The organism is Mesorhizobium sp. YC-39, assembly GCF_025753795.1.
GTDB lineage: Bacteria > Pseudomonadota > Alphaproteobacteria > Rhizobiales > Rhizobiaceae > Mesorhizobium.
In genome coordinates this window covers 948473-972711 of sequence record NZ_JAOWPS010000002.1, presented here as the reverse complement: position 1 = coordinate 972711, position 24239 = coordinate 948473, and the positions used below count along the sequence as shown (strand labels likewise).

Sequence of the window (24239 nt, the reverse complement as noted above, 5' to 3'; positions counted from 1 at the left end):
GAGAACCTCTTTCGTTGTCCGGACGATCAGCCAAACGTGAATGCAAAGACCTCCACGCCCGAGTCGAGAAACTCGATCTCGAACTGGCGATCGACGATGGGTTTCGATTGTCGAATCAGCTGGTACAGGCGCTGCTCTGTCACTGCACCTTCGCCCTTTTCATTGACGTCGATGCCGTAAGCCGTGCCCGGTGGCTGTCCGTCGATCAGCACGCGAAATCTCACGGACGTTCCCGGCGATGCCGGACCCATGACCAGATGAAGGTCGCGTGCGTGGAAACGGTAGACGATGCGGCCGTCGGACTTGTTCAGTACGGCGTTTTCTTTCCTTACCGTCCAATCGCCAGACAGCCCCCACTCATTCAGGCGTAATCGCGCCGGCAATTCGTAGGCATGCGGCTCGTCCAAGACTAGCTCGCCGCTGGACGCAAAATTCTGGGTGCGTTCATATCCGGAATAGTTTTCCGGAGACTTGAGGCTCTCCCAATCGGCCGCCGCTTCGATGCCGAGGGCATCTACCGACACAGGCTCACGATCAAATCCACCAGCGCCAGCCTCGGCCAGCAATTCCTGGATGACCATTTCCGATTGTTGGTATGACCCCTCGCCAAAATGATGATACCGGACACGTCCCCGCGAATCGATGAAATAGAGTGCCGGCCAATACTGGTTGCTGAAGGCCCGCCATATGAGATGGTCGTTGTCGACAGCGATCGGATAATCGATCCCCAGGTCTTTCGCCGCCCGATGCACGTTGATCGGGTCTTTTTCGAATGCGAACTCCGGCGCGTGGATTCCGATCACCACCAAACCATGCTTTCGGTATTTCTCGTCCCATGCCTGAACGTGGGGAAACGTGCGCAGCCAGTTGATGCAGGTGTAAGTCCAGAAATCGATAAGGACGACCTTGCCATGCAAAGCCGACGCCGTCAGCGGCGGTGAATTTATCCACTCGTGCGCCGCTTCGAGCGAAGCAAGCCCCGATTTTTCCTCAAGCCGGTAGCTAGAGAGTTCGTGAAGAAACGGAACCCGCATTGGTGTGGAGATTATGGACTGCGCCATATTCGTGCCCCCTAGAAAACCGGCAATCGGAGCCCCGATTGCCATTGCGAGCGCCGCGGCGACCAGCAGCTTGGTTGCTTTCATCAACGACGCCTTTTGGTTCGATCGATGTCGCGTGAACGGTTCGAATGCGCACTGCGCGCCCAACCCTTCACAGCGGAAGCTCGTTGCCAGCCTGCTCAGCCACCATGTATTCCGCGTACCAGTCCGGCCAGTTCTCATCGCGCCGACCGCCGTTGCGCTTCTCGTGCTGGCCGTGGGCCTCCGACGCGCGTCGCAGCGCGGAAGCAAGATCTGCCCCGGAAGCGTAGGTCGTGGTGCCGGAGTCGATGCGACCGGGAAACCGGGTGGTGATTTCCTGAAGCAACCATTCATTGCCGTCCGGATCTTTGAACGTAGCGAATGAAGAGTAGCTGCGTCGCTGGGGATCGCGGCCTTTCACCGCTGGCTTGCCGGGGCCTTCGCGATGAAACACCTCGCTGACCTCGACGCCGCGGCCTATAAGCTCGGCGCGAGCCGATTCAACGTCCGAAACAACAAGATAAAGTCCGCTTGCAGAGCCGGGCGCAACCGTCGTGATCCCGGTGCCGAAGTGTATCGAGGCCGGCGAGCCGGGAGGTGTGAACTGTATCCCACGGAACGTGTCTCCAACGACAAAGTCAGCGTCGAGTCTCCAGCCCAGCCCTTCGTAGAATTGCTTAGAGCGCTCTACATTCGAGACGGGAATGACAACAACTTCGAGCTTCATGTCGAGGGATCGCGGCCGTTGTGTCTCAACTGCGGTACTGCTGAGGGTCCTAGTGATGTCCATATCTACCTCCTGCGTTAAGTTGCGTGAGAAGCTCGTCTCGCGTGCGGCTCGGGACAGAAGCCCGCTCCGCTCGTTTCAGATACATTGTCGGAGCGGCCAGAACTCCATCATCAAGGCGTAGGGCGTATCGCCATCGTGGCACCACGCGGAGTGTGTCGAATGCCGCGTGTTCTAGCTGGGTAAGCGAAGGCGACGCCGTCCGTTCAATCGAAGTACTCATGGCGGAAGCGGTTGGCCGGCGTGCTCCGCCACCATGTACTCGGCGTACCAGTCCGGCCAGTTCTCGTCACGCTGGCCGCCTGTCCGCTGCTCGTGCTCGCCATGAGCCACAGATGCACGCCGAAGCGCGGCTGCGAGCTCGGCCGACGAGACAAAGGTGGCGCCGTCAGCGTCGACGCGGCCTGGCGCTCGCGCAGTGACCTCCTGCAAGAGCCAGTTGTTTCCGACCGGATCGCTAAAGGAAGCCCACGAGGAGTAGCTGCGTCTTTCCGGATCGGGCCCGCTGACGCGCCCTTTATCACCGGCATAATGGTACACTTCGCTTACGTCGACCCCACGATCGGCGAGTTCGGCGCGTGCTGCCTCGATGTCCGACACGACGAGTTCACCAGCGGTTTCGAGGATGTCGAGCTCGATACGAGCATAAGGGCCTGGTGCAACGCCCGAGCCGAAGACAACCGAACACGGGGAGCCAGGAGGTGTAAACTGGATGATATGAAATTCGTCGCCTATGAGGTCGGCGTCCAGCCGCCAACCCAAGCCTGCATAGAACAGCTTGGCGCGGTCGACATCGGAAACTGGAATGACTACGACCTCGAGCTTCATATCGTGGGGTCGCGGTTTTTGCGTCTCGACTGCGGTGTTGCTGCGGGTAGTGGCAATCGTCATGTCTGCCTCCTCCGTTGAGTTTGATGGGAATGCTTCTTTGTGCCCTCCGCTCAGTTCAGTTTCTTTGCCGCAGCGACCTGAAGGCAGCGCGCAACTCGGCGGAGAAGAGCTCCGGCTGCTCCCACGCGGCGAAGTGGCCGCCTTTGTCGACCTCATGGAAGTAGATCATGTTGGGATAGGCGCGCCGGGCCCACGTCTCGGGGGCCTGATAGCCTTCTCCCGGAAAGACCGTGATGGCGACCGGCAGCGAGACTTCGTTGGTCTTTTCAGGGTCGGCAAAAACGGGACTGCGCCCGCCGCCGTACTCCCAGTAAATTCGCCCGGACGAGGTGGCGGTGTTCGTCAACCAGTACAGAGTTATGTCGTCCAGCACCTCGTCCGGCGACTTTTCAGGGTCGCTATCGTCGTAGGTCCAGCCTGAAAAGCCCGGATGCCCGAGCATCCACGCTGCGAGCCCCGCAGGGGAATCATTGATGGCGTAGCCGATCGTCTGCGGTCGGGTGCCCATCATCGTGGCGTAGGATCTATTCCCCATCTTAGCGGCCATGCTGAGCGCGTCGAATGCCGTGCGCTCCTTACCCGTCAAACCTGCCGGCACTGGTCCGCCGGTGGCGAGCACAGCAGCTATCTCAGGTGGTACGACAGCCGGTAGGTTGACATGGATGCCAAGAAGTCCCGCAGGGGCCAGGCGGCCCATCGCATTCGAAACGGGGGAGCCCCAGTCGCCGCCTTGGGCAACGTATTCTGTGTAGCCTAGGCGCTTCATCAGCTCTGCCCAGGCTCGCGCAATGCGCTCTGTACCCCAGCCGATCTCAGTCGGCTTGCCGGAGAAGCCGAAACCCGGCAACGACGGCAGGACGAGGTCGAACGCGTCCTCAGGGCTGCCGCCATGCGCGGTGGGATCGGTGAGCGGGCCGACTGTTTTGAGCAGTTCCAGCACCGAGCCAGGCCAGCCATGCGTCATGATCAGCGGCAGGGCATCGGGATGTTTCGAGCGAACGTGGATGAAGTGAATGTCCACGCCGTCGATCGTTGTCATGAACTGAGGCAGGGAATTCAGCTTCGCTTCCGCTGTCCGCCAGTCGTAGGCCCTGCCCCAATACTCGACGAGCGGCCTGATCTTCGCGAGCTGAATGCCCTGCGACTGGTCACCGACGGTCTCCCGGTCGGGCCACCGTGTTGCTGCAATACGACCGCGTAGATCGTCGAGCGCCGTTTGCGGCACCTGAATTTTGAAGGGCCGGATCGAGCGATCCTCGACCGGATTTGCGAAGGCGGGCGCGGAGAGGGTGCAAAGCCCGAACACCAGCGCAGCCGCCAGTTGGTGGAGACTCATGGCTGCACCTTCTTGTCCGGAGTGTGGAACGTCATTGTTTGCTTAGTGAAGACATTGCCTTCGGGGTCGACCACCTCGATCAGGACCTTGTGCTGGCCACCGGGCATGCCCACCAAGATGATGGTGTTGCTCTGACCGTAATCCGCCCACGCCCAAGGCAGGTCGTCGACGGTGACGTGCAGATGCCCGAGACGCGGAGACACGTTACGTGCGGCCGACCCACCCACAGGCAGGATGCGCAGATTCTCCACCCGGTACGGGATGAACACGACGCCGCCGGCCATTGGACCCGGAAGCGGCGGCTCCACGATCAGCTTGGGCGCCGGCTCGTTGTCGATGGGAACGACCGTGCTCTGGGCGAGCACAGCGGTAGCGAGCACGGTGCAAGCCGCAACTGCGGCGAGCGTCTTGATGAGGGGGTTCATTGCATTCGCTCCCTTCGGAAGTTCGCTACGCAGCTATCGCAGGGCGGAAGATGACCACGTCCGGCGCGCCATCCCCCGCCAACACGTCAGGTCTGCAACGTCTTGAATGTTGCGCGCACCTCATCGGTGAAGATCTTGGGCTGTTCCCAGGCCGCGAAATGGCAGCCCTTGTCTGTGCGGCCGTAATGCAGAAGCTTCGGGAACGCGCGTTCAGTCCAGCTCTTCGGCGCTGTGTAGATTTCGCTGGGGTTCGCAGTGGCGCCGACAGGAATTGTGATGCCCTTGGCGTCGAAGAAGCCAGCCTTCGCCGTTTGCGTGTGTTCCCAATAGAGACGTGCCGACGAGATCGCCGTGTGGGTCAGCCAATAGAACGTGATGTTGTCGAGGATGTCGTCGCGGGTAAGGCCCTCCGGCTCTCCGTCGAAGGAGCGGGCGATCAGCGCATAGCTATCCGCATCGTGATCGAGGATCCACGCCGCCAGGCCGGCCGGTGAATCGACGATCCCGTAGAGCGTTTGCGGACGAAGCGCCATTTCGTTGGCGTAGCCCAGGCCGTTCTTGTAGAAAAACGCGACCTGCTCGTAGGCGCGCTTCTCGTCGGGGCCGAGATCGGCAGGGGGCGGGCCGCCAGAGGCAAGCGCATTCACGATCTCGGGCGGAATGGTCCCCGGCATGTTCGTGTGGATGGCGACCAGCTCCGGAGGTGCGATCAGTGCCATCTGTTCGGTGATAAGTGCTCCCCAATCGCCACCCTGCGCGACGTACCGGTCGTAGCCGAGGCGCTTCATCAGCACGATCCACGCCCGCGCGATGCGCGCTGAATCCCAACCGATTTCGGTGGGCTTGCCGGAAAAGCCGTAGCCCGGCATCGACGGGATCACCACGTCGAACGCGTCGGCCGCGGTACCGCCGTGCGCAGTGGGATTGGTGAACGGATCGATGATCTTCAGGAGTTCGATGACCGAACCGGGCCAGCCATGCGTGATGATGACTGGCAGGGCGCCCTGATGTTTGGATTTCACGTGGATGAAGTGGATGTCGAGGCCGTCGATCTCGGTGACGAAATTCGGCAGCGCCTTCAACCGCGTCTCGCATTTGCTCCAATCATATTCCGTTCCCCAATACTGCATGAGCTTCTGCATCGTGGCGAGTTGCACGCCCTGCGTTGGCCCTACCGTCGCAGGGGTCGACCAGATCCGTCGGGAGGCCTCGTCGGATACGAGCTCGCGCTCGGGCCAGCGCGTAGCGACGATGCGCCGGCGAAGCTCGGTGAGCTCCTCCTGCGGGAAGCTAACGGTGAAGGGGCGGATGCCATCGCTGGTTGATGCGGCGGCCTTTTGCGACGGGAGCAGGCTCGCGGCGCCTGCGGCGGCGATGCCGACCGCGGCAGTGCCCAAAAGTCGCCGGCGATCCTGGTCGATTGTTTCGGAGGTTCTGGTCGTGTCCATGGGACTCTCCTGGGGTTGATGGATGCGATCTGCACTGCTTGATGTACCCCCGGGAGATGGGATTAGCCCGTTATGCGTCGTGAGCTCTTGTTAGTCGCTGCCCGCCAGCCGCTTTTTTGAGCAGATAGGAGGCGCCAGACAGTGGAGACTCCCTATGGTGCGGGAGCGTTCCTTGACTTAAACTGAGGCGCTGGGTGTAGGCGGCTCCCAAAAGAAGAGACGCCATGACGATAACGGCAAGTCAGGCCAAAGACAGATTGTCGTTTGGCCCTTTCTGCTTGGCTGCGGGTGAAAGGCTCCTGACAAGAGAAGGCGCTCCCGTAGAGCTGGGCTCGCGCGCCCTTGAAATTCTCATCGTCCTGACTTCCGCGCCGAATGAAGTCGTCAGCAAGAAGGATCTGATGTCGCGGGTCTGGCCCGATGTGGTTGTCGAGGAAGGCAGCCTGCGGTTCCACATGACCGGGCTGCGCAAGGCGCTGGGCGATGGAAAGGATGGCGCGCGTTACATCGCGACGCTTCCGGGGCGCGGCTATTGCTTCGTTGCACCGGTCTCGCGATCAAGCACACACGACGAAGCCCCATTCATCGCCGCCGGGTTTCCCCATGCGAATCTTCCAAACCGCTTGAGCAGAATGGTCGGGCGGGATGAGGATGTTCTCAAGCTGTCGGCGCAGCTGAATGCTTCGCGGTTCGTCACCATCGTTGGCGCCGGCGGTGTCGGTAAAACCACCGTCGCGATCGCAGTCGGGCATCATCTGATCGACGCATTTTATGGGGCAGTTCTGTTCGTCGATCTGGGAATGATCGGTGATCCCGGTCTGGTGACGACAGCCGTCGCCTCGATGCTTGGGCTATCCGTTCAAACGGAAGATGCCACGCCCAACCTGATCGCTTACTTGCGCAACAAGCGGATTCTCTTGATCCTCGATACCTGTGAGCATCTCTTGGATGCGGTGGCGCCTTTGGCAGCAAGCATCGTCGATGCGGCGTCACAGGTCCACATTCTGGCAACGAGCCGCGAGGTGCTTCGGGTCGAGGGCGAGCATATCTATCGATTGGATGCGCTTGCCTATCCGCCCGACGAACCTGGACTAACGGCGGCCATTGTCCAGACCTTCCCGGCCACCCAACTGTTCGTCGAACGAGCGGTGGCAGGCGGTGCTCGTTTGGACGTCAGCGATGCGGAAGCCCTGCTCATCGCAAGCATCTGTCGAAAGCTCGACGGCGTGGCGCTCTCCATCGAACTGGCGGCCAGGCGCGTCGAATCCTATGGGCTGCAACAGACCGCCGCACTTCTTGATCAACGCCTGACACTGCTGTGGCTCGGTTCGCGGACCGCGCCGCCGCGTCAGCAAACCCTGCAGGCGACACTGGACTGGAGCTTTGGGCTCCTGACCGACCTTGAGCGCATGGTGTTGCGCAGGCTCGCTGTATTCGTCGGTCATTTCACGCTCGATGCCGCACTGGAGGTGGTGACGAGCGCGACCCTCGATCGATCGACCGTCCTGGGCGCCATGGACAGTCTCGTCGCCAAATCGATTGTAGCGACGCGACCGGCCGGAGCGATGATACGCTACCGGCTCCTCGATACCACGCGCGCCTACGTTCTCGATATCCGGATCGATGACGCGGAGGCTGCCGATCTGGCAGTGCGCCACGCCGCCTACTATCGGAGATGGCTTGAGCAGACAGGGATCGCATGGCCAAAACTGGCGACCGGTGAGGAACGGGCTCCTCACTTCGCCGCCATCAACAATGTCCGAGCTGCCCTGGAATGGTGCTTCGGCAACAACGGAAACGCCGACATCGGCATGGGACTCGCCATCGCTGCCGCGCCGGTTTTCCTGGCGATGTCCTTGTTGCAGGAGTGTCATCGCTGGTCTGAAAGAGCAATATTGGCTTCCGACGGTGCCGCCCTTGGCGGACTTGACGAGATGCATCTTCAGGCCGCTCTCGGCGTATCCTTCATGTTCATGCGCGGAGGACGCGACAGGGCGCGCGTAGCCCTGCAGAGAAGCCTAGCGATCGCCGAGGAGCGCGGTGATGCGCTGGATCAGGTGCGTCTGTTGGGTCCGCTCAACATGTTCCATCTGCGGACGGGCAATTTCGTAACCGCCCTCGAATTTGCAAGACGTTGTTCAGCCACAGCCGCAGGTCTGGAGGATTCGGTCGCGATCGCGCTTGCACACTCGATCCTGGGCATCTCGCTTCACTTGCGAGGTGACCTCGCGGAAGCGCGCGCAGAGCTGGAGGCGGCGCTCGATCGTGGGCCACGCTCTCAGCGGACCACGACGATCTATCTGGGCTTCGAAGGCAAAATCCTGGCCAGGGCAATTCTGGCGAGGAACCTTTGGCTGCAAGGCCATCCGGATCAAGCCATGGCACATGCTCGGCAGGCCGTCGAAGAGGCTGCCGCCATGGATCATTCTCTAACGCTGGCGATCGCGTTGATCTGGGCGATATCGGTCTTCCTGTGGACGGGCGACCTGAAGAGCGCCGAGGCGTACATCGACATGCTCATCGCCCGCGCGGAATCCCATTCCATGACTCCTTACCTGCTGGTCGGTCGGGGATTCAAAAGCGAAGTCGCGATCCGTCAAGGCGATGCAAAGGGCGGTGTCGAGGGCCTGCAGACTTCTCTTCAGAAGCTGCACGCGGCACCTTACGAATTGCTCACGACGCCGCTCAACCTCTCGCTGGTCGGGGGATTGTCCGCAATCGGTCAGGTCGATGAGGCAACTGCGCTGATCGACGAGTCGCTTGGCCTCGTCGAAAAGAACGGCGACCAATTGTACCTCCCGGAGTTGCTGCGGATGAAGGGAAGCCTCCTTCTCCAATCGCAACGCAACCGCGACGAAGCTGCCGCCTACCTCATGCAGGCACTGGAGTTGAGCCGCAGTCAGCACGCGCGGGCATGGGAGTTGCGAACCGCAATCGACATGACGACGCTGATGGCCGGGCGTGGGGAGATCAATAGCGCTCGCGAGCTCTTGCAACCGGTTGCGGCGCATTTTGTGGAGGGCCTGAATACGGCGGATGTCAAGGCTGCCGGACACCTGCTGGCGACGCTCAGGTAGCACCTTCAATGCCACCGCCCCCACTGGTGTCGTCCGCTGTCGGCGCATTTCGACGGTGGTATGGGCACTATCAATGTCGGCTTCGAGAGGGGAGGCGTGGCTGGCTGAATGACTGCCATGCGCCGGTGGGTTCAATAGGTCGCCGCAACACTCTTAATCTGAGAGGATGAGGAGGTGTTGCATGGTGACGTCACGGATCTGGTTTACGTCAGCGCAGAAGGCTGAGCTCTGGGAGCGATGGAAGCAGGGTCAGAGCATTTCGTCGATCTCGCGAGCGCTGGACCGCCGGAACAAGACCGGCGTTCAGCGGATCGTATCCTTACACGGCGGCATTGCTCCGTCAGCAAGGCGTAGAGCGGCCTCGGCGCTCGGGCTGGCGGAGCGCGAAGAGATTCGCGCGGGATCGCGGCGGGTCTCGCAATACGTGCTATTGCACGAAGTCTCGGGCGATCCCCATCGACAATATGTCGCGAGATCTCGCGCAATGGCGGTGCACAAACGTATCGTGCAACCCGGGCTGACAAGCATGCTTGGGAGCGAGCGCTGCGCCCGAAGCAGTGTCGCCTGGCACGCTCTGGACGGCTACGATGGCGGGTGGCGCAAAAGCTGGCGCTGCAATGGTCGCCGGAGCAGATAGCGGGCTGGTTGAGGCGAGAGTACCCGGGCGATCCAAGCATGCGGATATCTCATGAAGCGATCTATCGCAGTCTATTCATCCAGTCGCGAGGGATGCTCAAGAAGGAACTGACAGCGCACCTGCGTACCAAACGACAGATGCGCCTCGCCAAAGGCGCACAGAGCCGGACGGGGCAAGGACAAATACTCGATATGATCTCCATCCGCGACCGCCCCGCCGAGGCGGAGGATCGTGCCATCCCAGGTCATTGGGAGGGTGATCTGCTCACCGGTGCTAACGACACGAACATCGCCACCCTCGTCGAGCGATACAGCCGGTTCACTATGCTTGTGAAGTTGGCGAGAAGGGACTCGGCGACCGTCGTGAGGGCCATCGCCGAGAAGATCGGCACATTGCCCGAAGAGTTGCGGCGCTCGTTGACATGGGACCAGGGCAAGGAGATGGCTCGTCACAAGAGCTTCACCGTTGCCACCGACCTACAGGTCTACTTCTGCGATCCGCGCAGTCCCTGGCAGCGCGGCAGCAACGAAAATACCCACGGTCTGCTCAGGCAGTACTTCCCCAGAGCAACCAACTTCTCCCACGTCTCGCAGGACCAACTCAACGCCGTCGCCCTGCGGCTCAATCAGCGCCCCCGAAAAATCCTGGACTTCGAAACGCCGGCCGATAGGCTACAGAGGGTGTTGCAATGACCTATTGAACTCACCGGCCGAACTCGGTCGTTCGGGTTGATGGGCTTGACCCCGGTCCTCAGGCAACGCTCTTTTTGGAACCCGCTCGTATCTGGGTGCCCGGCGCGAAAATCTCCTGGTCGACGAAACTCAGCGCCTGCATGGCGCAGCCTTCGCGGATCAGCGGCAGTTCATTCGGCTCGGTGTCGAAGGAGATCGATCCCGAATGCTGGCCGCCGGCAGTCTGGGCGATGGCTTCGCGCAGCGCCGGTTCGATCAGATCGAAGGCGCCGGCGCTGACGCCGACCATGGCGACCGGCGCCGGATCGATCAGCGCGAACAGGCTGCCGAGACCGAAGCCGAGCGCTTCGCCGGCCTTGCGGTAGGCTTCGCGCTCCGGCCCGTCCGCCTCGCGCGCACGGGCGGCCAGCGCCCGCATGTCGGCGTCGCTGACATCGGCGACCGGCTCGGCATCCTCACCCATCTGTTTCGCATTGCGCCAGATGGCGTAGTTGCCGGCATAGGCCTCGACACAGCCGCGCCGGCCGCAGCGGCAGAGCGCGCCACCCGGCCGATGGATCATGTGGCCGAACTCGCCGCCCGAGGAATGGGTGCCGGTGAACAATTCGCCCTTCAACACCAGCCCCATGCCGATGCCGTGCGACAGCAGGATGGCGATGAAGTCGTCGCGATAGCGGTCCGGGTCACGCCAGCGCAGCGCCACGGCCATCATGTTGCAGTCGTTCTCCATGGTGGCTGGAATGCCGAACTCGCCTTCCAATATGTCGGCGAAGGCGATGTTCGTCAGCGGCGTGATCGGCGACCACAGCATGGCGCGAGCGTGGGAATCGGTGATGCCCTGGATCGCCAGCGCGATGCGGGCGATGCTTTGCACATCGAGGTCGGGATCTTCGAGCCGGCGCCGGACTATCGCCGTGCATTCGCCGATCAGCTCGTCGCGCGGCATGGTCAGCGTGTCCAGCCGGCGTTGCTCCTCGGCGATCACCTGTCCGGCATAGTCGATGACGGCGACCGAGAGGAAATTCAGCGACAACACGACGGTCAGCACCGCTGCCGCCTCTGGATTGAGGGCGAGGCCGACCTGCGGCCGGCCGCGTTTCAGCGATATGGCCTCGTTTGCCTTGCTCTCGCTCAGGATGCCTTCCCCGATCAGGTCGGAAGAGATCGCCGATATGGTCGAATGGCTAAGGCCGGTGGTCGCGGCGATCTCCGTCCGCGACGGCTGGCCGGCCCGGCGCACGGCCGAAATGACCATCGCCCGGTTGCGCCGGCGCAAATCGTCGTGGCGGATTCCAGCCGACATTTTTCCTCCTCCCAATTGCCGCGGCCGCTCATGAATCGGCAGCCGTCGGCAATGTCTGACAAATACTGTCAGAAGGACAAGGTCCTGTCATTATTTATTCCGGGACTCGAAAAAAACTCGACACGACATCAAAATCCCTCAGAATCGATGTTGACAGCGCCCAGGTGTTGGATCAGTATTTTTTCGAGGCTCGAAAAAATAGAGCCTCTGTGCCGGCCTTCGGGCTAGTTTAGTCACGCCATATGTGGCGCAGGGAGGATATCATGAAGAGATTCGCAGCCGCCATCCTGGCGGGTGTCGCCATGTCGCTGACGCTCGCGTCGGTCGCGCAGGCGAAGGACAAGGTCATCGGCGTTTCGTGGTCGAACTTCCAGGAAGAGCGCTGGAAGACCGATGAGGCCGCGATGAAGGCAGCCATCGAGGCCGCTGGCGACAAGTATATTTCGGCCGACGCGCAGTCCAATCCCGGCAAGCAGCTCACCGATGTCGAGAGCCTGATCTCACAGGGCGCCAATGCGCTGATCATCCTTGCGCAGGATGCCTCGGCCATCGGGCCGGCGGTGCAGAAGGCGCTGGACGAAGGCATCCCGGTCGTCGGCTACGACAGGCTGATCGAGAACAAGGACGTGTTCTACCTTACCTTCGACAACAAGGAAGTCGGCCGCATGCAGGCCCGCGAAGTGTTCAAGGTCAAGCCGGAAGGCAATTACGTCTTCATCAAGGGCTCGGGCGCCGATCCGAACGCCGATTTCCTGTTTGCCGGTTCGATGGAAGTGCTGAAGGAAGCGATCGACGGCGGCAAGATCAAGAATGTCGGCGAGGCTTATACGGATGGCTGGCTCCCCGCCAACGCCCAGAAGAACATGGAACAGTTCCTGACCGCCAACGACAACAAGGTTGACGCGGTGGTTGCGGCCAATGACGGCACCGCCGGCGGCGTCGTCGCCGCGCTGACGGCGCAGGGCCTCGCCGGAACCGTTCCTGTGTCTGGTCAGGACGGCGACCATGCAGCGCTCAACCGCATCGCGCTCGGCACGCAGACCGTGTCGGTGTGGAAGGACGCGCGCGAACTCGGCAAGAATGCCGCCGAAATCGCCTCGCAGCTGGCCGACGGCAAGAAGATGACCGACATCGCCGGCGTCAAGGATTTCACCACGCCTGGCGGCAACACCGTCACCTCGCTGTTCCTGACGCCTATTGCCATCACCAAGGACAATCTCAACGTCGTCATCGACGCCGGCTGGATCAAGAAGGAAGAGGTCTGCGCCGGCGTAGCGGCGGGCAGTGTCGCGGCCTGCAATTAAAACGGGCCGATATCGGCTCGAAATCTCGGCGCCGCGGCCCAAAAGCCGCGGCGTTTCTCAAGGTGCTTTCCGCTTCAAATGACCGGGGAAAGCCAATAGCATCATGTTCCGGCATCCGCGGCAGACGGCAAACCGGTGGGAGGACATCATGACCGACACGACCTCTAGCCAGCCGGCCGATACGGCGCGTGCCTCTGAACTCGGCGCCGTCGCACGTTTCCTGAAGGCGACGGAGCTCGACACGCGCATGCTCGGCATGGTCGGCGCGCTGCTCGTCATCTGGATCGGCATCCACATCCTGTCGGGTGGGCTTTTCCTGACGCCACGCAATCTCTGGAACCTGTCGGTGCAGACCTCCTCGGTCGCGATCATGGCAACCGGCATGGTGTTGGTCATCGTGATGCGCAACATCGATCTTTCGGTAGGCTCCGTCGAAGGCGTGGTCGGCATGGTGATGGGCGTGGCGCAGGCCGAATTCCTCATCCGCGTCTTCGGGTTCCAACTTGGAAATCCCTGGCTCTGGATCATCGCGCTGGCCGTCGGCGTGGTGCTCGGTCTTGCGATCGGCGCCTTCCAGGGCTTCATCATCGCCTATCTCGAGGTGCCGGCCTTCATCGTGACGCTGGGCGGCCTGCTGGTCTGGCGCGGCATGGCATGGCTGATCACGAGCGGGCGCACGGTTGCGCCGCTCGACACCACCTTCCAGCTCATGGGCGGCGGGCCGAGGGGCTCGATCGGCGCCACGGCGAGCTGGATCGTCGGCGTGCTTGCCTGCGCGGCCGTCGCCTTCATGCTGCTCAACGGCCGTTCGCAGCGCAAGCGTTTTCACTTTCCACTGCGCCCCGTCTGGGCGGAGACCTTGCTTGGTGTCGTCGCCTGCGCTGCCATCCTCGGTGCCGTCTGGATCGCCAATTCCTATCCCTGGCCGATCGGCATCGTGCGCCAATATGCCCAGCAGAATGGCATCACCATTCCCGAAGGTGGTCTGTTCATCGCCCATGGCATCGCCATCCCGGTGCTGATGGCGGTCACCGTCGGCATCGTCATGACCTTCATCACCAGGCGGACCCGTTTTGGCCGCTATGTCTTTGCCATCGGCGGCAATCCGGAGGCGGCGGAACTTGCCGGCATCAACACCCGCTGGGTGACCATGAAGGTGTTCATGATCATGGGCGTGCTGGCGGCGATCAGCGCGGCGATTGCGTCGGCCCGTCTCAATGCGTCGACCAATGCGCTGGGCACGCTGGATGAATTGCTGGTGATCGCCGCAGCCGTCATCGGCGGCACGTCACTTGCCGGCGGCTCCGGCACAGTGCTCGGCGCCATGCTCGGGGCGCTTTTGATGCAGTCGCTGCAGTCGGGAATGGTGCTGCTCGGCATCGACTCGCCGCTGCAGAGCATCGTTGTCGGCGCCGTGCTGGTCGTCGCCGTCTGGCTCGACACCGTCTATCGCAAGCGGGTCTAGGGAGGAGAACGATCATGGCTGACAAGTCTGCTTCCACAGGCACACCGCTGATCGACATGCGCAACATCTCGATCGCCTTTGGCGGCATTCGCGCCGTCGACGATGCGTCGATCGACCTTTTCCCCGGCGAGGTCGTGGCGCTGCTTGGCCACAATGGCGCCGGCAAGTCGACGCTGATCAAGATACTATCCGGCGCCTACAAGCGCGACGCCGGACAGATCTTCGTCAATGGCGAGGAGGCCTCGATCTCCAATCCGCGCGACGCCAAGAAATACGGCATCGAGACGATCTACCAGACGCTGGCTCTTGCCGACAATGTCGACGCCGCCGCCAATCTCTTTCTCGGCCGCGAGTTGATGACCGGCTGGGGCACGCTCGACGATGTCGCGATGGAGGCCGAGGCGCGCAAGGTGATGGGCCGGCTCAACCCGCGCTTCCAGCGCTTCAAGGAGCCGGTGATCAAGCTTTCGGGCGGCCAACGGCAGTCGGTGGCGATCGCGCGCGCCATCCTGTTCAACGCCCGCATCCTCATCATGGACGAGCCAACCGCCGCACTTGGACCACAGGAGACGGCGCAGGTCGGTGAACTGGTCAGGCAGCTCAAGGCTGACGGCATCGGCATCTTCTTGATCAGCCATGACATCCACGATGTGTTCGAGCTTGCCGACCGGGTCTGCGTTATGAAGAACGGCCAGGTGGTGGGCACTGCGCGCACCAGCGACGTGACCCAGGACGAGGTGCTCGGCATGATCATCCTTGGCAAGTGCCCGCCCGGCGCCATCCCGGGGCCAGGCGCGCTGAAAATCGCCGCCTGAGGCGCGGCCTGGTATCGTTGCCGCACGCGAAACAAGGCCGGCGGTTCGCTCCGACAAGCGCGATCAGCGAGAAGTTCAAAGGCCGCCGTATGTTGCAGCAGACGGCGGCCCTGGCGTGCCTATCTCAGTCCCCCGTCGGCGCGCAGAGTGCTATATTAGCGATAGCGAAAACATCAAATCAATATCATTTGTCAAGGGCAAATCAGATCCGCTTCCAACCGTGACAAAAATGCCGCCATGGAAGGCGCGGCCGAAAGTGCCCTGCTTATCGGCCAATTTCTTGACTAAATGACAGTTTAGTAAGCCGGCTAATCGTCTCAGAGTAAATATACCAGCCATCACGATGAATTGGCCCCGCCATTGTGTTGACGCGGGGAGTTGCCCATAAAGGTGCGAACCGATCATGGGCCGCATCCGCAGTTGAAGAAGTTCTTCCCGATTGTCGCTTTCATCGCCGTCGCGCTGATTAGCCTGACGATGGCTGGATTCGCCTATTTCGCCACGCAGGAGGCGGCGCGCATCAAGTTCGAAGCGACGGCGGACGACGCGCTGAACCGGATCGAGGGCCGCATCGATCTGCATCTGTCGCTGCTGCGATCGACCCAGGCATTGTTCGACGCCCGTAATGGCGACATTTCGCGCGGCGAGTTCAAGGCGTTTTTCAGTGCGCTCGATATCGACAAGAATTTCGCCGGCCTGCGCGGCATCGGCTTCCTGCGGCTAGCGAAAACCGGCGACGAGGCGGCGGTCGAGCGGGACATCCTGCACGACCATGGCGTGGCCCATGCGATCTATCCGGATACGACACTGCCATGGCGTACGCCCATTGTGCTTTTCGAGCCGCTTGACCCTTCCAATCAATCCAGCATCGGCTACGACATGTTCGCCGACCCGGTGCGGCGCGGGGCGATCGAAAAGGCGATGGCCGACGACCAGCAGCACGCAAGCGGGCTCGTCAAGCTTGGCCAGGACACAGGCGCCGCACAGACCTTCACCGGCTTCCTGGTTTTCGTGCGGCTCAATGTCGAAACCGCCCCGGACGTCATCAATGCGTCCAGGTCTTCGACGTCCGGCTTTCTTTATGCCGCCTTCCGTGCTCGCGATGTGTTCCAGACCGCGCTCAGCCGCACGCCGCTGTTGCCGGTGAACACCGAAATCTATGACGGCAAGGTGGATGCCGACAATCTGCTGTTCCAGTCGGAAACGCCGCCGGTGTCGACCTTCGGAGACGGGCTGCTGGTTTCCCGCAAGTTGACCATCGCCGGCCGCCAGTGGACTGTCCTGTTCAGGCCGACAAGCGCATTCTCGCAACCTTCTTCGCGCGCCATCCCGGTAATGCTCGGCCTGTTCGGGCTGCTGCTGGCAGGCGCGATAGCGCTGGTGGCACGCTATCAGGAGCGGGCCTATGACGCGGTGTCGCTGCTGCACGAGACGACGGAAAAGAGCCTGCTGGAAAAAGACCTGATGCTGCAGGAGATGAAGCATCGTATCAAGAACTCGATCACGCGGGTGCTGGCGATCGCACGTCAGACGGCATCGCATGCCACCGACGTCAAGGAATTCTCGTCCTCCTTCTCGGCCCGGCTGCAAGCTATGGCGGCGTCCCAGGACATGCTGACACGCTCGCGCTGGCAGAAGGCCGATCTCGGCGATCTCCTGCGCATCGAGCTTGGCCAGGTGTTCGGCAAGGAGCTTCCTGACGGCATTCTGTCCGGGCCGCAAGTGCTGCTCGACGAAACGACGACGCAGGCGCTGGGCCTGACCTTTCACGAACTGGCGACGAACGCGCTGAAATATGGCGAAGCCGGCAATTCTGCCAATACCCTCAAGGGCGACTCGGCGTTGAAGGTCGATTGGGCGCTTGAAGGCCGCGGGCGCGACAGGATGCTGGCCCTCAACTGGCGCGAAGCCGGCCAGAAGAAGCTCGAAGCGCCTGCAAAAACCGGGTTTGGCACCAAGCTGATCGATCTGAACGTCACGCGCGAATTGGGCGGTACGATCAATCGCCATTTTCGCGATGACGGGTTGAGTGTGGAAATCAAAATCCCACTGCCGGGCTGAAACGGCTTTGCCGCAGCGACAGCAGAAGCCCGGCGTGCAAATGCGGAGACCAGGGTCTCCGCATTTGACGTTTCAGCTATCGAGCAAGCTAGTTGCAGCGAGCTGTGTAGATTCGGCCGTGACGGTCTCTGTACTGGCAGTAGCCATTCTGCAGGCGGCGCACGAGCAGGCCGCCAATCGCACCGGCGCCAGCGCCGATCAAAGCGCCCTTGCCGCCACCAACGGCGCCACCAATGAGCGCGCCGCCCACGGTGCCGATACCCACGTTTTCCTCGGTGGTGGTACAGCCGCTGACCGCGACCACGGCAACCATGGCAATAATCATCTTCCGCATAGAGTCACTCCTCGCTTTGTCCTCACTTTAACAAGCTCCAGCCGCCATTTAGCATGAATTGTCGGCCCTTGCTTGCCCGATTTCATTGTTGGCTAAGATAGTCTTTTTCGGGGCGCGCGCCGTTCGATGCAACCACAAGATTGGAGATCTCCACCGATGCATCGAGCGTGCCGTCGGGACGAACGTTCCAGACGATCTGATCGTATTCATCTTCCAGCGCAGGGTCGACGGGAAGGCATTTGGCGACTATGCGTGCCGCCTGGCCCTGGACATCTGCCAAAGCGAAGGGGCGCTGGGCGGCGCATTCCGTGGCGGTTTCGAAAACACTCACCGGCACGTTGAGTTCGCGGCACTCGGTCATATTGTTCGAACAACCGATGACCAGCAGCACGGCGGCAATGTGTTCCATGGCAACTATCCTCTCGCCACAAGAACGGCCCACAACAGCCAAAGTTCCTGTGTGGGCGACATGACCAGTGAAATAAACATGGCCAGTGAAATAATTGGAGGCGGGGCACAGCCAAGTAACGGACGACGAGCCTCATTTGACGCGGCAGTCTGCCCGAAGAGGTCTCGATCTGAAATCAGCCCAACTGCAATGCCGCTATCAGCACGATGGTTACGATCGATATGACAATTGCGATGCGAAGCGACGAGTAGGACGTATGAGGCGCGGCCGATGCTTCGGGATCCTGAAAGCCTCCCATCGAGACGCGGGCGGCCTGCTCCAGCCTGTTCATATCGGAGACCGTCAAGATCATTCCTCCCATACTGCTTTACGAACCGCTGCCAAAACGTCGGGTGGATCGGCGAGTTTCCAGCTGTATCTGGGGCCATTAGCATCGGACTTTATGGTGAACAGCCGGTTAACTTCGGCTGCCATCCTCCGCGCCCTTTCCAAGACTGTCATCATCTGTTTGATCAATCCGTCTCGAAATTGCCGTGGGGAACGACAAGGTGGTATTCGAGGCGGCCGTCCGCGATTTCAAGCGTCGCCGTGCCGTTCAGCGATGAAGGCACGACGCGTTCGAGCGCGACGCTGCCGAACCGCTTTTCGCTGCGCCTGATTCCGCTAGCTCCGATGGCTTCGGCCCATGTCAGCGACAGGGCGGTCTCGTCGGCGCGAGCGGTTGTCATATCGGCCGTCACCTCGACGAAGCCGTCGGCTCGCGACAGAGCGCCATAGCTGACCGAATTGACGGCGAGCTCATGCATGGCCAAACCGATATGCAAGGCCGCGTTGGGGTTGAGGTATGGGTTCGCACCCTGAAAACGCAGGCTGCGCGACGGATCGGCTCCGTAACGGCTGACCTGGCCAAACACGAGTTCGCGCAGCGCGGCTCCCCGCCAGTTGGACGATGTCACCAGGTCCTGGGACGAGGCGAGCGACTGCAACCTGCCGCGAAAGCGTGTCAAGAAATCGGGGAGCGTGTCCGAGTATCGGCCGGTCTGGGTGGCGATGCTCTGGATGATGGCCAAAAGGTTCTTTGAACGGTGGCTGACCTCGCGCAGCAGTGTTCTCAGGGTCTGCTCGCGGCGTTTCTGCTCGGTCGTTTCGACCATGGTGGTGACGACTCCGGTCACGGTGCCGCCGTCGCCATGATCGGCGTCCACCCATACCTGGAACCAGCGGACGCCATCGTCGGCGGGAACGCTGAGCTCGAGATGTTCCGGATTGCCGGAAGCAACAACGCTGCGTTTGGCCGCACCGATGCGCTCCGCCTGCGCCGGTGGCAAGATGCCGTTGCTGTCGGCCGTATCAACGGTCCAGGGCGCGCGCATATTGCGTGCCCATACGGTTTTCATCTCGCGATCCTGATAGAGAACCGAAATGCCAGCGTTGTGAAGTGCATGCAGAAGGGCGCGGCCAAGCTGCATTCCGCTCTCTGCGCGATGCAAAGCGATGATCTCGTCACTCTGTCCGCTGTCTGTCATATCTCCGGCTTTGGAATGCATCGCTTACGTCGCCCGCCCGGTCGGACGCTGAACGGCTCACCGACAAATGGGTTCCCCTAAAACGGTCCGCCGGACGGTGCTCCGTTGGGAACCCCGTCCGGCGGTGGCTGGAAACCGTTTGAGGGGTGCGGTCTCCAGTGTTCGCTAAGGTTCGGCTTCACGCCCGTTTGAACAGGCCGGCGATAAGCGAAATGATCAGGAAAGCGAGAAAGATGAAAAACAGTATCTGCGCTATACCTGCAGACGTACCGGCGATGCCGCCGAAACCAAGCGCACCGGCGATAATCGCCACGACGAGAAATACGAGCGCCCAGTAAAGCATGGTTCATCTCCTTCGACTGATGTGGGAAAAACGTGGTTCGTTGCCGTTTGTTCCACCAATTGCCGAAAAAGACGATCCATTAAAGGTCCCTGCGATGCGAATTTTCATCGCAGGAAGACGCGCTGGAGAAAGCGTGCCTGGCCCAACCAAAGGCGTCCGGAAATGGCGTGACGCAGGGCCCGTCCAAATCCTATAGCGCGTCGAGCTGAAAGGGTTCAGCCGACGCGCCTTTAAGTCGCTGCGCACCCCCTCGGTTCAAGCTTGAGGGCATGCTTTTGCGCGACAAGCGTTAGGCAGCGGCCTTTGCGTGCCGGTCGAAGAACAGCGCCTGGCTGATCAAGGCTTTGACCATATCCGGATTGAACGGCTTGGTGACAAGGAAGGTCGGTTCCGGCCGCTCGCCGGTGAGGAGGCGCTCAGGGAAGGCGGTGATGAAAATCACCGGCACCGACGTGGACAACAGGATCTCGTTCACCGCCTCGATGCCCGAACTGCCGTCGGCAAGCTGGATGTCGGCCAGCACCATCCTTGGCCGCATCTTGCCGAACATCGCCACTGCTTCGGTATGGGTGCGCGCCGTTCCGACGACGCGATGGCCGAGGCTTTCGACCATTTCCTCAATGTCCATGGCGATCAGTGGCTCGTCCTCGATGATCAGCACATCGGTCGCGACCTGGCGGGAAATCTCGTTGCTCGCTTGGGAGAGAAGCTCGGAGAATTCCTGCTCGTCAGCGTCGAGAATCTCCGCCGCCTCATCCTCGCTGAAGCCTTCGACGGCTACCAGCAGGAAGGCCTGGCGGGGACGGGGCGCGATGGCATTCAGATTGGCCGCGGCGCGCTGCTCCCACGCTGACTGTGCGTGCTCCTGTGGAACGCGGATGGCGACCGAAGTGAACAGCCTGGCAAAGACCTTGTAGAGCGCGATGCGTTCGGTCGATGCTTTGGGAAAGATGTCGGTGTCGGCGATGATGGCTTCGAGCATCGCGGCGACCAGCGCGTCGCCACTTTCCTGCGATCCGGAGACGGCCCGCGAGAAGCGGCGCAGGAACGGCAGATGCGGAGCGATGGTTGCTGACAGGCTCATGATTGGACGTCTCCCTCTGACGTGATTGCTTAGATTGCAGGTCAGGCCCCTTGCAAGCCCCGAAAGCACAAACGCCGATTTTCCGAAAAAGTTCCGATGGTTGCGGAACTAATATAAGGGGACGGCGTTTGAAATCGGGATGGGCAACCAGACAAGGGTGCCGCTTGTGTTGAATATTGTGCGGCTCGGGTGCTGGGAATGAAGGGCGAACCAAGGACATGACTAAGAATATCACGGCTGGTGCGGACAGGCGCCGGGCTGCTTCCGGCGACCTGCTCGGGCCGAACTCGGAAATTGGCCGCAAACTCAAACAATATTATGACGAGCTCGTCTCCGACCATGTGCCGGATCGCTTCGCCCAATTGCTCAGCCAATTGGAACAGGCCGAACCCGCACAGAAGAAGGACTGAGGCATGGCGGCCGTCTCTCAAGGCTTCAAGACCGATCTGCTCGGATCCATCCCGAGCCTGCGGGCCTTTGCCGTGTCGCTGACGCAAAATGCCGACAAGGCCGACGATCTGGTGCAGGAAACGCTGGTCAAGGCTTGGGACAAGCATGAAAGCTTCCAGCCCGGCACCAATCTCAAGGCATGGCTGTTCACCATCCTGCGTAATGAATTCTATTCGCAAATGCGCAAGCGCGGCCGCGAAGTGCAGGACAGCGACGGCATCATGACGGCACGGCTCGCCGTTCATCCGGCCCAGCATGGTCAGCTCGACCTCAAGGATTTTCGCGGCGCGCTCGAGCAATTGCCCGAGGACCAGCGCGAAGCCATCATCCTGATCGGCGCGTCGGGCTTTTCCTACGAGGAAGCCGCCGAGATCTGCGGCTGCGCGGTCGGAACGATCAAGAGCCGCGTCAGCCGCGCCCGGGCACGGCTGCAGGAGATACTCAAGATTTCCGGCGAAGACGAGTTCGGACCGGACGCGATCTCGGCGCAGGTGACGGGCTCGAACGCCGCCTGAAACATGACCCCGATTGGGGCCGCTTTTCAACCAAGAGGTCCGCGGCCACAAGCCGCTGCTACCGCGCCGATAAGATCGTCCCCGGAATAGGGCTTCGTGACCAATCTGACATCAGGGAAGGTCGACTTGATTTCGTCTGCGTCCGAATAGCCCGAGGCGAAGACGAAGGGCACACCCGATTTATGCAATCCCGAAGCGAAATCGAGCGTCGAGGCGCCGCCCAGCATGAGGTCGACGATGGCCGCGTCGAATTGCGCGGCCACGTTCTGCCGATCGATCTCGGCCAGATCGCGGGCGATGACCACGTCGCCGGCGCCGTAGTCGCGGCACAGCTGCTCGACATCCATGGCGATCAGAAATTCATCTTCCAGGACGAGGATCCGCAATCCGTCTAGCAATGGGGGCACGTGGCAATGTCTCCTGCAAAGCGGGAGGAGTCATGAGCGCTATTTGGCGTCCTGTCATTTAAAAAAGACATGATGATCGCCGGTGGCGGGAACCTCGATCCCCGCAAGGCGTTTGCACAGCGCCCTTTTTCGAAGAGGGCTTTCGAAGAGGGTCGAAATGCCTGGCCAGAACGGTCGCGCCTTTTCCAGCCGCCAGTATCCGTGCGAGAAGTGCCCGCTTCGGCCATTGCCGGTCTTTCGCGAGTTCGAAAAGCAGGAACTTGCCTTCGTCAGCACGTTCAAGAAAGGCGAGCTTGCCGTCGACAAGGGCGCCACGGTCCTGGTCGAGGGCAACCACAGCGCCCACCTCTACACGGTGCTTTCCGGCTGGGCTTTCCGTTACAAATTGATGTCGGACGGCCGCCGCCAGATCCTGAACTATTCGATGCCGGGCGACCTCATCGGCCTGCAGGGCAGCCTGATGGGCGAGATGCAGCATTCCGTCGAGGCACTGTCACCCATGTTGCTCTGCGTCTTCGAGCGTGAATATCTACCCGAGCTCTACCGCAACCATCCGGGCCTCGCCTACGACATCACCTGGATCGCGTCGCGGGAGGAGCGCATGCTGGACGAGAACCTGCTCAGCATCGGCCGCCGTACCGCGCTCGAACGCGCCGCCTATCTCATCGCCTTCATCTCCAGTCGCGCCAGAGCGGTTGGCCTGAATGGCAAGACGCCGGTACGGATCCCGATCACCCAGCAACACATAGCCGACACGCTCGGCCTGTCGCTGGTTCATACCAATAAGACGATCCGCAAGCTGATCGACCGTAAGCTGATCGTCTGGCGCGACGGTGGTTGCGAGGTGGTCGACGGTGAAAGGCTGCAGGAGCTCGCCCGTTGGGAAGGGTTGGGTGAGGATCGCCGGCCGCTGATCTGAACACCGAGCCGGGATGCTCGTGCCGGGCTGGACTCGGGTGCGGAAACACCCTTTCATAGGCCCTGTGCCGATTTCGGAACCTTGGTGTGTATCAAGCGTTTGAAACCAAGCAAACGCAAGGAGTTAAGCAATGGCAACTGCCACAGGAAAGACCGCGAACGAAAGTCGGGTGAATTCGGATCTGGAAGCCGACATCAGGCAATTGAAAGCCGATATCGAAAAACTCACCAAGCAATTGGCCAAGACCGGCGAACATGGCTACGGGACGGCCCGGCGTGCCGCAGCCGAAGGCGTCGAGCAGTTGCGCGCCCAGGGCGAAGCTGCCTTTAGTAGCCTCAGCAGCAACGCCAAGGACATCGAGGCGCAGATGGTGGCCAGCGTGCGCGAAAAGCCGGTGACATCGCTGGCGATCGCGGCGGGTGTGGGCTTCCTCTTCGCGCTTCTCGCTCGGCGCTAGCTCGACCGTGGGAATCCTGGCAACCCTGATCTCGGGTTTGGCTTCAGGGGAAACCGTCTCAGCCATGCGGCGCGCCCGCACGGCTGCCATCGTTTACGTGTTGGCGGCACTCGCCGCCTTTTGCGGCCTCGGCTTCCTCGTCGGAACGGCCTATATCTGGGCTGCGGGCCGCTATGGATCGATGGCGGCTGCCCTCGGATTCGGGATCGGCTTCCTGCTGATTGCGGGGCTCATCCTGCTTGTTTACAAAATATCGGCCGGCACGCAGGCCCGGTATCGGACGCAAAGGCGCAACGCCGACCTCAAGGCGATCGGCATCACCGCGGCGCTCGCCATGCTGCCGACATTGCTCAAGGGAAAAGGCAGCTTGGGCGCCATTCTCGGACCGGCCATTGCGCTCGCCGCCTACGCCATCTATCGCGAGAACACAAAGCCAGGTCCCGACGATCCGGATGCCGGTGGTACGAAATAA

The 24239-nt window shown here is 61.4% G+C and carries 24 protein-coding genes and 1 pseudogene; 11 read left to right on the top strand and 14 right to left on the bottom strand.

Annotated features, from left to right (window positions below; translation table 11 throughout):
- Window positions 1-26: 26 nt before the first annotated feature.
- The 6 genes from OHD62_RS14150 to OHD62_RS14125 form a co-directional block, all read right to left on the bottom strand.
- Window positions 27-1145 (bottom strand): redoxin domain-containing protein, encoded by a 1119-nt coding sequence (locus tag OHD62_RS14150; protein ID WP_263783408.1) that lies wholly within the window; start codon window positions 1143-1145, stop codon window positions 27-29.
- A 67-nt stretch (window positions 1146-1212) separates the two neighbouring features.
- A complete protein-coding gene (locus tag OHD62_RS14145) occupies window positions 1213-1872 on the bottom strand; it encodes a VOC family protein (protein ID WP_412177372.1) in 660 nt (219 codons plus the stop codon).
- 216 nt (window positions 1873-2088) lie between these two features.
- Complete coding sequence (locus tag OHD62_RS14140) at window positions 2089-2760, bottom strand: glyoxalase (RefSeq protein ID WP_263783406.1); 672 nt, start codon at window positions 2758-2760, stop codon at window positions 2089-2091.
- A 55-nt stretch (window positions 2761-2815) separates the two neighbouring features.
- Window positions 2816-4096 (bottom strand): epoxide hydrolase family protein, encoded by a 1281-nt coding sequence (locus OHD62_RS14135; RefSeq protein ID WP_263783405.1) that lies wholly within the window; start codon window positions 4094-4096, stop codon window positions 2816-2818.
- A complete protein-coding gene (locus tag OHD62_RS14130; RefSeq protein ID WP_263783404.1) occupies window positions 4093-4521 on the bottom strand; it encodes a DUF6130 family protein in 429 nt (142 codons plus the stop codon). Before OHD62_RS14130 ends, OHD62_RS14135 begins: the two co-directional genes overlap by 4 nt.
- An 86-nt stretch (window positions 4522-4607) precedes the next feature.
- The gene (locus OHD62_RS14125) at window positions 4608-5969 is read right to left on the bottom strand and encodes an epoxide hydrolase family protein (RefSeq protein ID WP_263783403.1); all 1362 of its coding nucleotides are present in this window, start codon (window positions 5967-5969) and stop codon (window positions 4608-4610) included.
- Between the two features lie 224 nt (window positions 5970-6193).
- On the opposite strand from OHD62_RS14125, the gene OHD62_RS14120 reads away from it, so the two are divergent.
- Together OHD62_RS14120 and OHD62_RS14115 are read left to right on the top strand one after the other, a co-directional pair.
- Window positions 6194-9046 carry an ATP-binding protein gene (locus OHD62_RS14120; RefSeq protein WP_263783402.1) on the top strand — a complete coding sequence of 951 codons (2853 nt, stop codon included), beginning with the start codon at window positions 6194-6196 and terminating at the stop codon, window positions 9044-9046.
- A 181-nt stretch (window positions 9047-9227) separates the two neighbouring features.
- A pseudogene (locus OHD62_RS14115) lies at window positions 9228-10375 on the top strand (IS30 family transposase).
- A gap of 58 nt (window positions 10376-10433) precedes the next feature.
- Here OHD62_RS14115 and OHD62_RS14110 read toward each other — a convergent pair.
- On the bottom strand, window positions 10434-11678 hold the full coding sequence (locus OHD62_RS14110) for an ROK family protein (RefSeq protein WP_263783401.1): 1245 nt from the start codon (window positions 11676-11678) through the stop codon (window positions 10434-10436).
- Window positions 11679-11941: 263 nt separating this feature from the next.
- On the opposite strand from OHD62_RS14110, the gene xylF reads away from it, so the two are divergent.
- The 4 genes from xylF to OHD62_RS14090 all read left to right on the top strand — a co-directional run bounded on the left by xylF (window position 11942) and on the right by OHD62_RS14090 (window position 17323).
- Complete coding sequence (gene xylF / locus OHD62_RS14105; protein WP_263783400.1) at window positions 11942-12982, top strand: D-xylose ABC transporter substrate-binding protein; 1041 nt, start codon at window positions 11942-11944, stop codon at window positions 12980-12982.
- 148 nt (window positions 12983-13130) lie between these two features.
- Entirely contained in the window at window positions 13131-14447 is a 1317-nt protein-coding gene (locus OHD62_RS14100) for a sugar ABC transporter permease (RefSeq protein WP_263783399.1), read from the top strand.
- Between the two features lie 14 nt (window positions 14448-14461).
- Complete coding sequence (locus OHD62_RS14095; RefSeq protein ID WP_263783398.1) at window positions 14462-15262, top strand: ATP-binding cassette domain-containing protein; 801 nt, start codon at window positions 14462-14464, stop codon at window positions 15260-15262.
- Between the two features lie 420 nt (window positions 15263-15682).
- On the top strand, window positions 15683-17323 hold the full coding sequence (locus tag OHD62_RS14090) for a CHASE domain-containing protein (protein ID WP_263783881.1): 1641 nt from the start codon (window positions 15683-15685) through the stop codon (window positions 17321-17323).
- Window positions 17324-17411: 88 nt separating this feature from the next.
- Here OHD62_RS14090 and OHD62_RS14085 read toward each other — a convergent pair whose 3' ends face one another.
- From OHD62_RS14085 to OHD62_RS14060, 6 genes are all read right to left on the bottom strand, one after another.
- Window positions 17412-17657, bottom strand: coding sequence for a YMGG-like glycine zipper-containing protein (locus OHD62_RS14085; RefSeq protein ID WP_006328050.1), 246 nt, complete (start codon window positions 17655-17657; stop codon window positions 17412-17414).
- Window positions 17658-17739: 82 nt separating this feature from the next.
- Window positions 17740-18066: a hypothetical protein gene (locus tag OHD62_RS14080; RefSeq protein WP_263783397.1), complete on the bottom strand. Its 327-nt coding sequence runs from the start codon at window positions 18064-18066 to the stop codon at window positions 17740-17742.
- A gap of 175 nt (window positions 18067-18241) precedes the next feature.
- Window positions 18242-18412 (bottom strand): hypothetical protein, encoded by a 171-nt coding sequence (locus tag OHD62_RS14075; RefSeq protein ID WP_263783905.1) that lies wholly within the window; start codon window positions 18410-18412, stop codon window positions 18242-18244.
- Window positions 18413-18578: 166 nt separating this feature from the next.
- Window positions 18579-19613: a sensor histidine kinase gene (locus tag OHD62_RS14070; protein ID WP_263783396.1), complete on the bottom strand. Its 1035-nt coding sequence runs from the start codon at window positions 19611-19613 to the stop codon at window positions 18579-18581.
- A 157-nt stretch (window positions 19614-19770) separates the two neighbouring features.
- Window positions 19771-19935: a DUF1328 domain-containing protein gene (locus OHD62_RS14065; protein ID WP_036240811.1), complete on the bottom strand. Its 165-nt coding sequence runs from the start codon at window positions 19933-19935 to the stop codon at window positions 19771-19773.
- A gap of 289 nt (window positions 19936-20224) precedes the next feature.
- The gene (locus tag OHD62_RS14060; protein ID WP_263783394.1) at window positions 20225-21019 is read right to left on the bottom strand and encodes a response regulator; all 795 of its coding nucleotides are present in this window, start codon (window positions 21017-21019) and stop codon (window positions 20225-20227) included.
- A gap of 218 nt (window positions 21020-21237) precedes the next feature.
- Here OHD62_RS14060 and OHD62_RS14055 point away from each other — a divergent pair, with 218 nt between their 5' ends.
- Window positions 21238-21429 (top strand): NepR family anti-sigma factor, encoded by a 192-nt coding sequence (locus tag OHD62_RS14055; protein WP_008873938.1) that lies wholly within the window; start codon window positions 21238-21240, stop codon window positions 21427-21429.
- Window positions 21430-21432: 3 nt separating this feature from the next.
- Window positions 21433-21984 (top strand): sigma-70 family RNA polymerase sigma factor, encoded by a 552-nt coding sequence (locus OHD62_RS14050; protein WP_008873939.1) that lies wholly within the window; start codon window positions 21433-21435, stop codon window positions 21982-21984.
- 26 nt (window positions 21985-22010) lie between these two features.
- On the opposite strand, the gene OHD62_RS14045 is transcribed toward OHD62_RS14050, so the two are convergent.
- On the bottom strand, window positions 22011-22331 hold the full coding sequence (locus OHD62_RS14045; RefSeq protein ID WP_412177386.1) for a response regulator: 321 nt from the start codon (window positions 22329-22331) through the stop codon (window positions 22011-22013).
- A gap of 217 nt (window positions 22332-22548) precedes the next feature.
- Between OHD62_RS14045 and OHD62_RS14040 the strand changes: the two genes are divergently transcribed.
- The 3 genes from OHD62_RS14040 to OHD62_RS14030 all read left to right on the top strand — a co-directional run bounded on the left by OHD62_RS14040 (window position 22549) and on the right by OHD62_RS14030 (window position 24239).
- Window positions 22549-23310 (top strand): Crp/Fnr family transcriptional regulator, encoded by a 762-nt coding sequence (locus tag OHD62_RS14040; RefSeq protein WP_263783392.1) that lies wholly within the window; start codon window positions 22549-22551, stop codon window positions 23308-23310.
- Between the two features lie 130 nt (window positions 23311-23440).
- The gene (locus tag OHD62_RS14035; RefSeq protein WP_263783391.1) at window positions 23441-23767 is read left to right on the top strand and encodes a DUF883 family protein; all 327 of its coding nucleotides are present in this window, start codon (window positions 23441-23443) and stop codon (window positions 23765-23767) included.
- A gap of 7 nt (window positions 23768-23774) precedes the next feature.
- Window positions 23775-24239: a hypothetical protein gene (locus OHD62_RS14030; RefSeq protein WP_263783390.1), complete on the top strand. Its 465-nt coding sequence runs from the start codon at window positions 23775-23777 to the stop codon at window positions 24237-24239.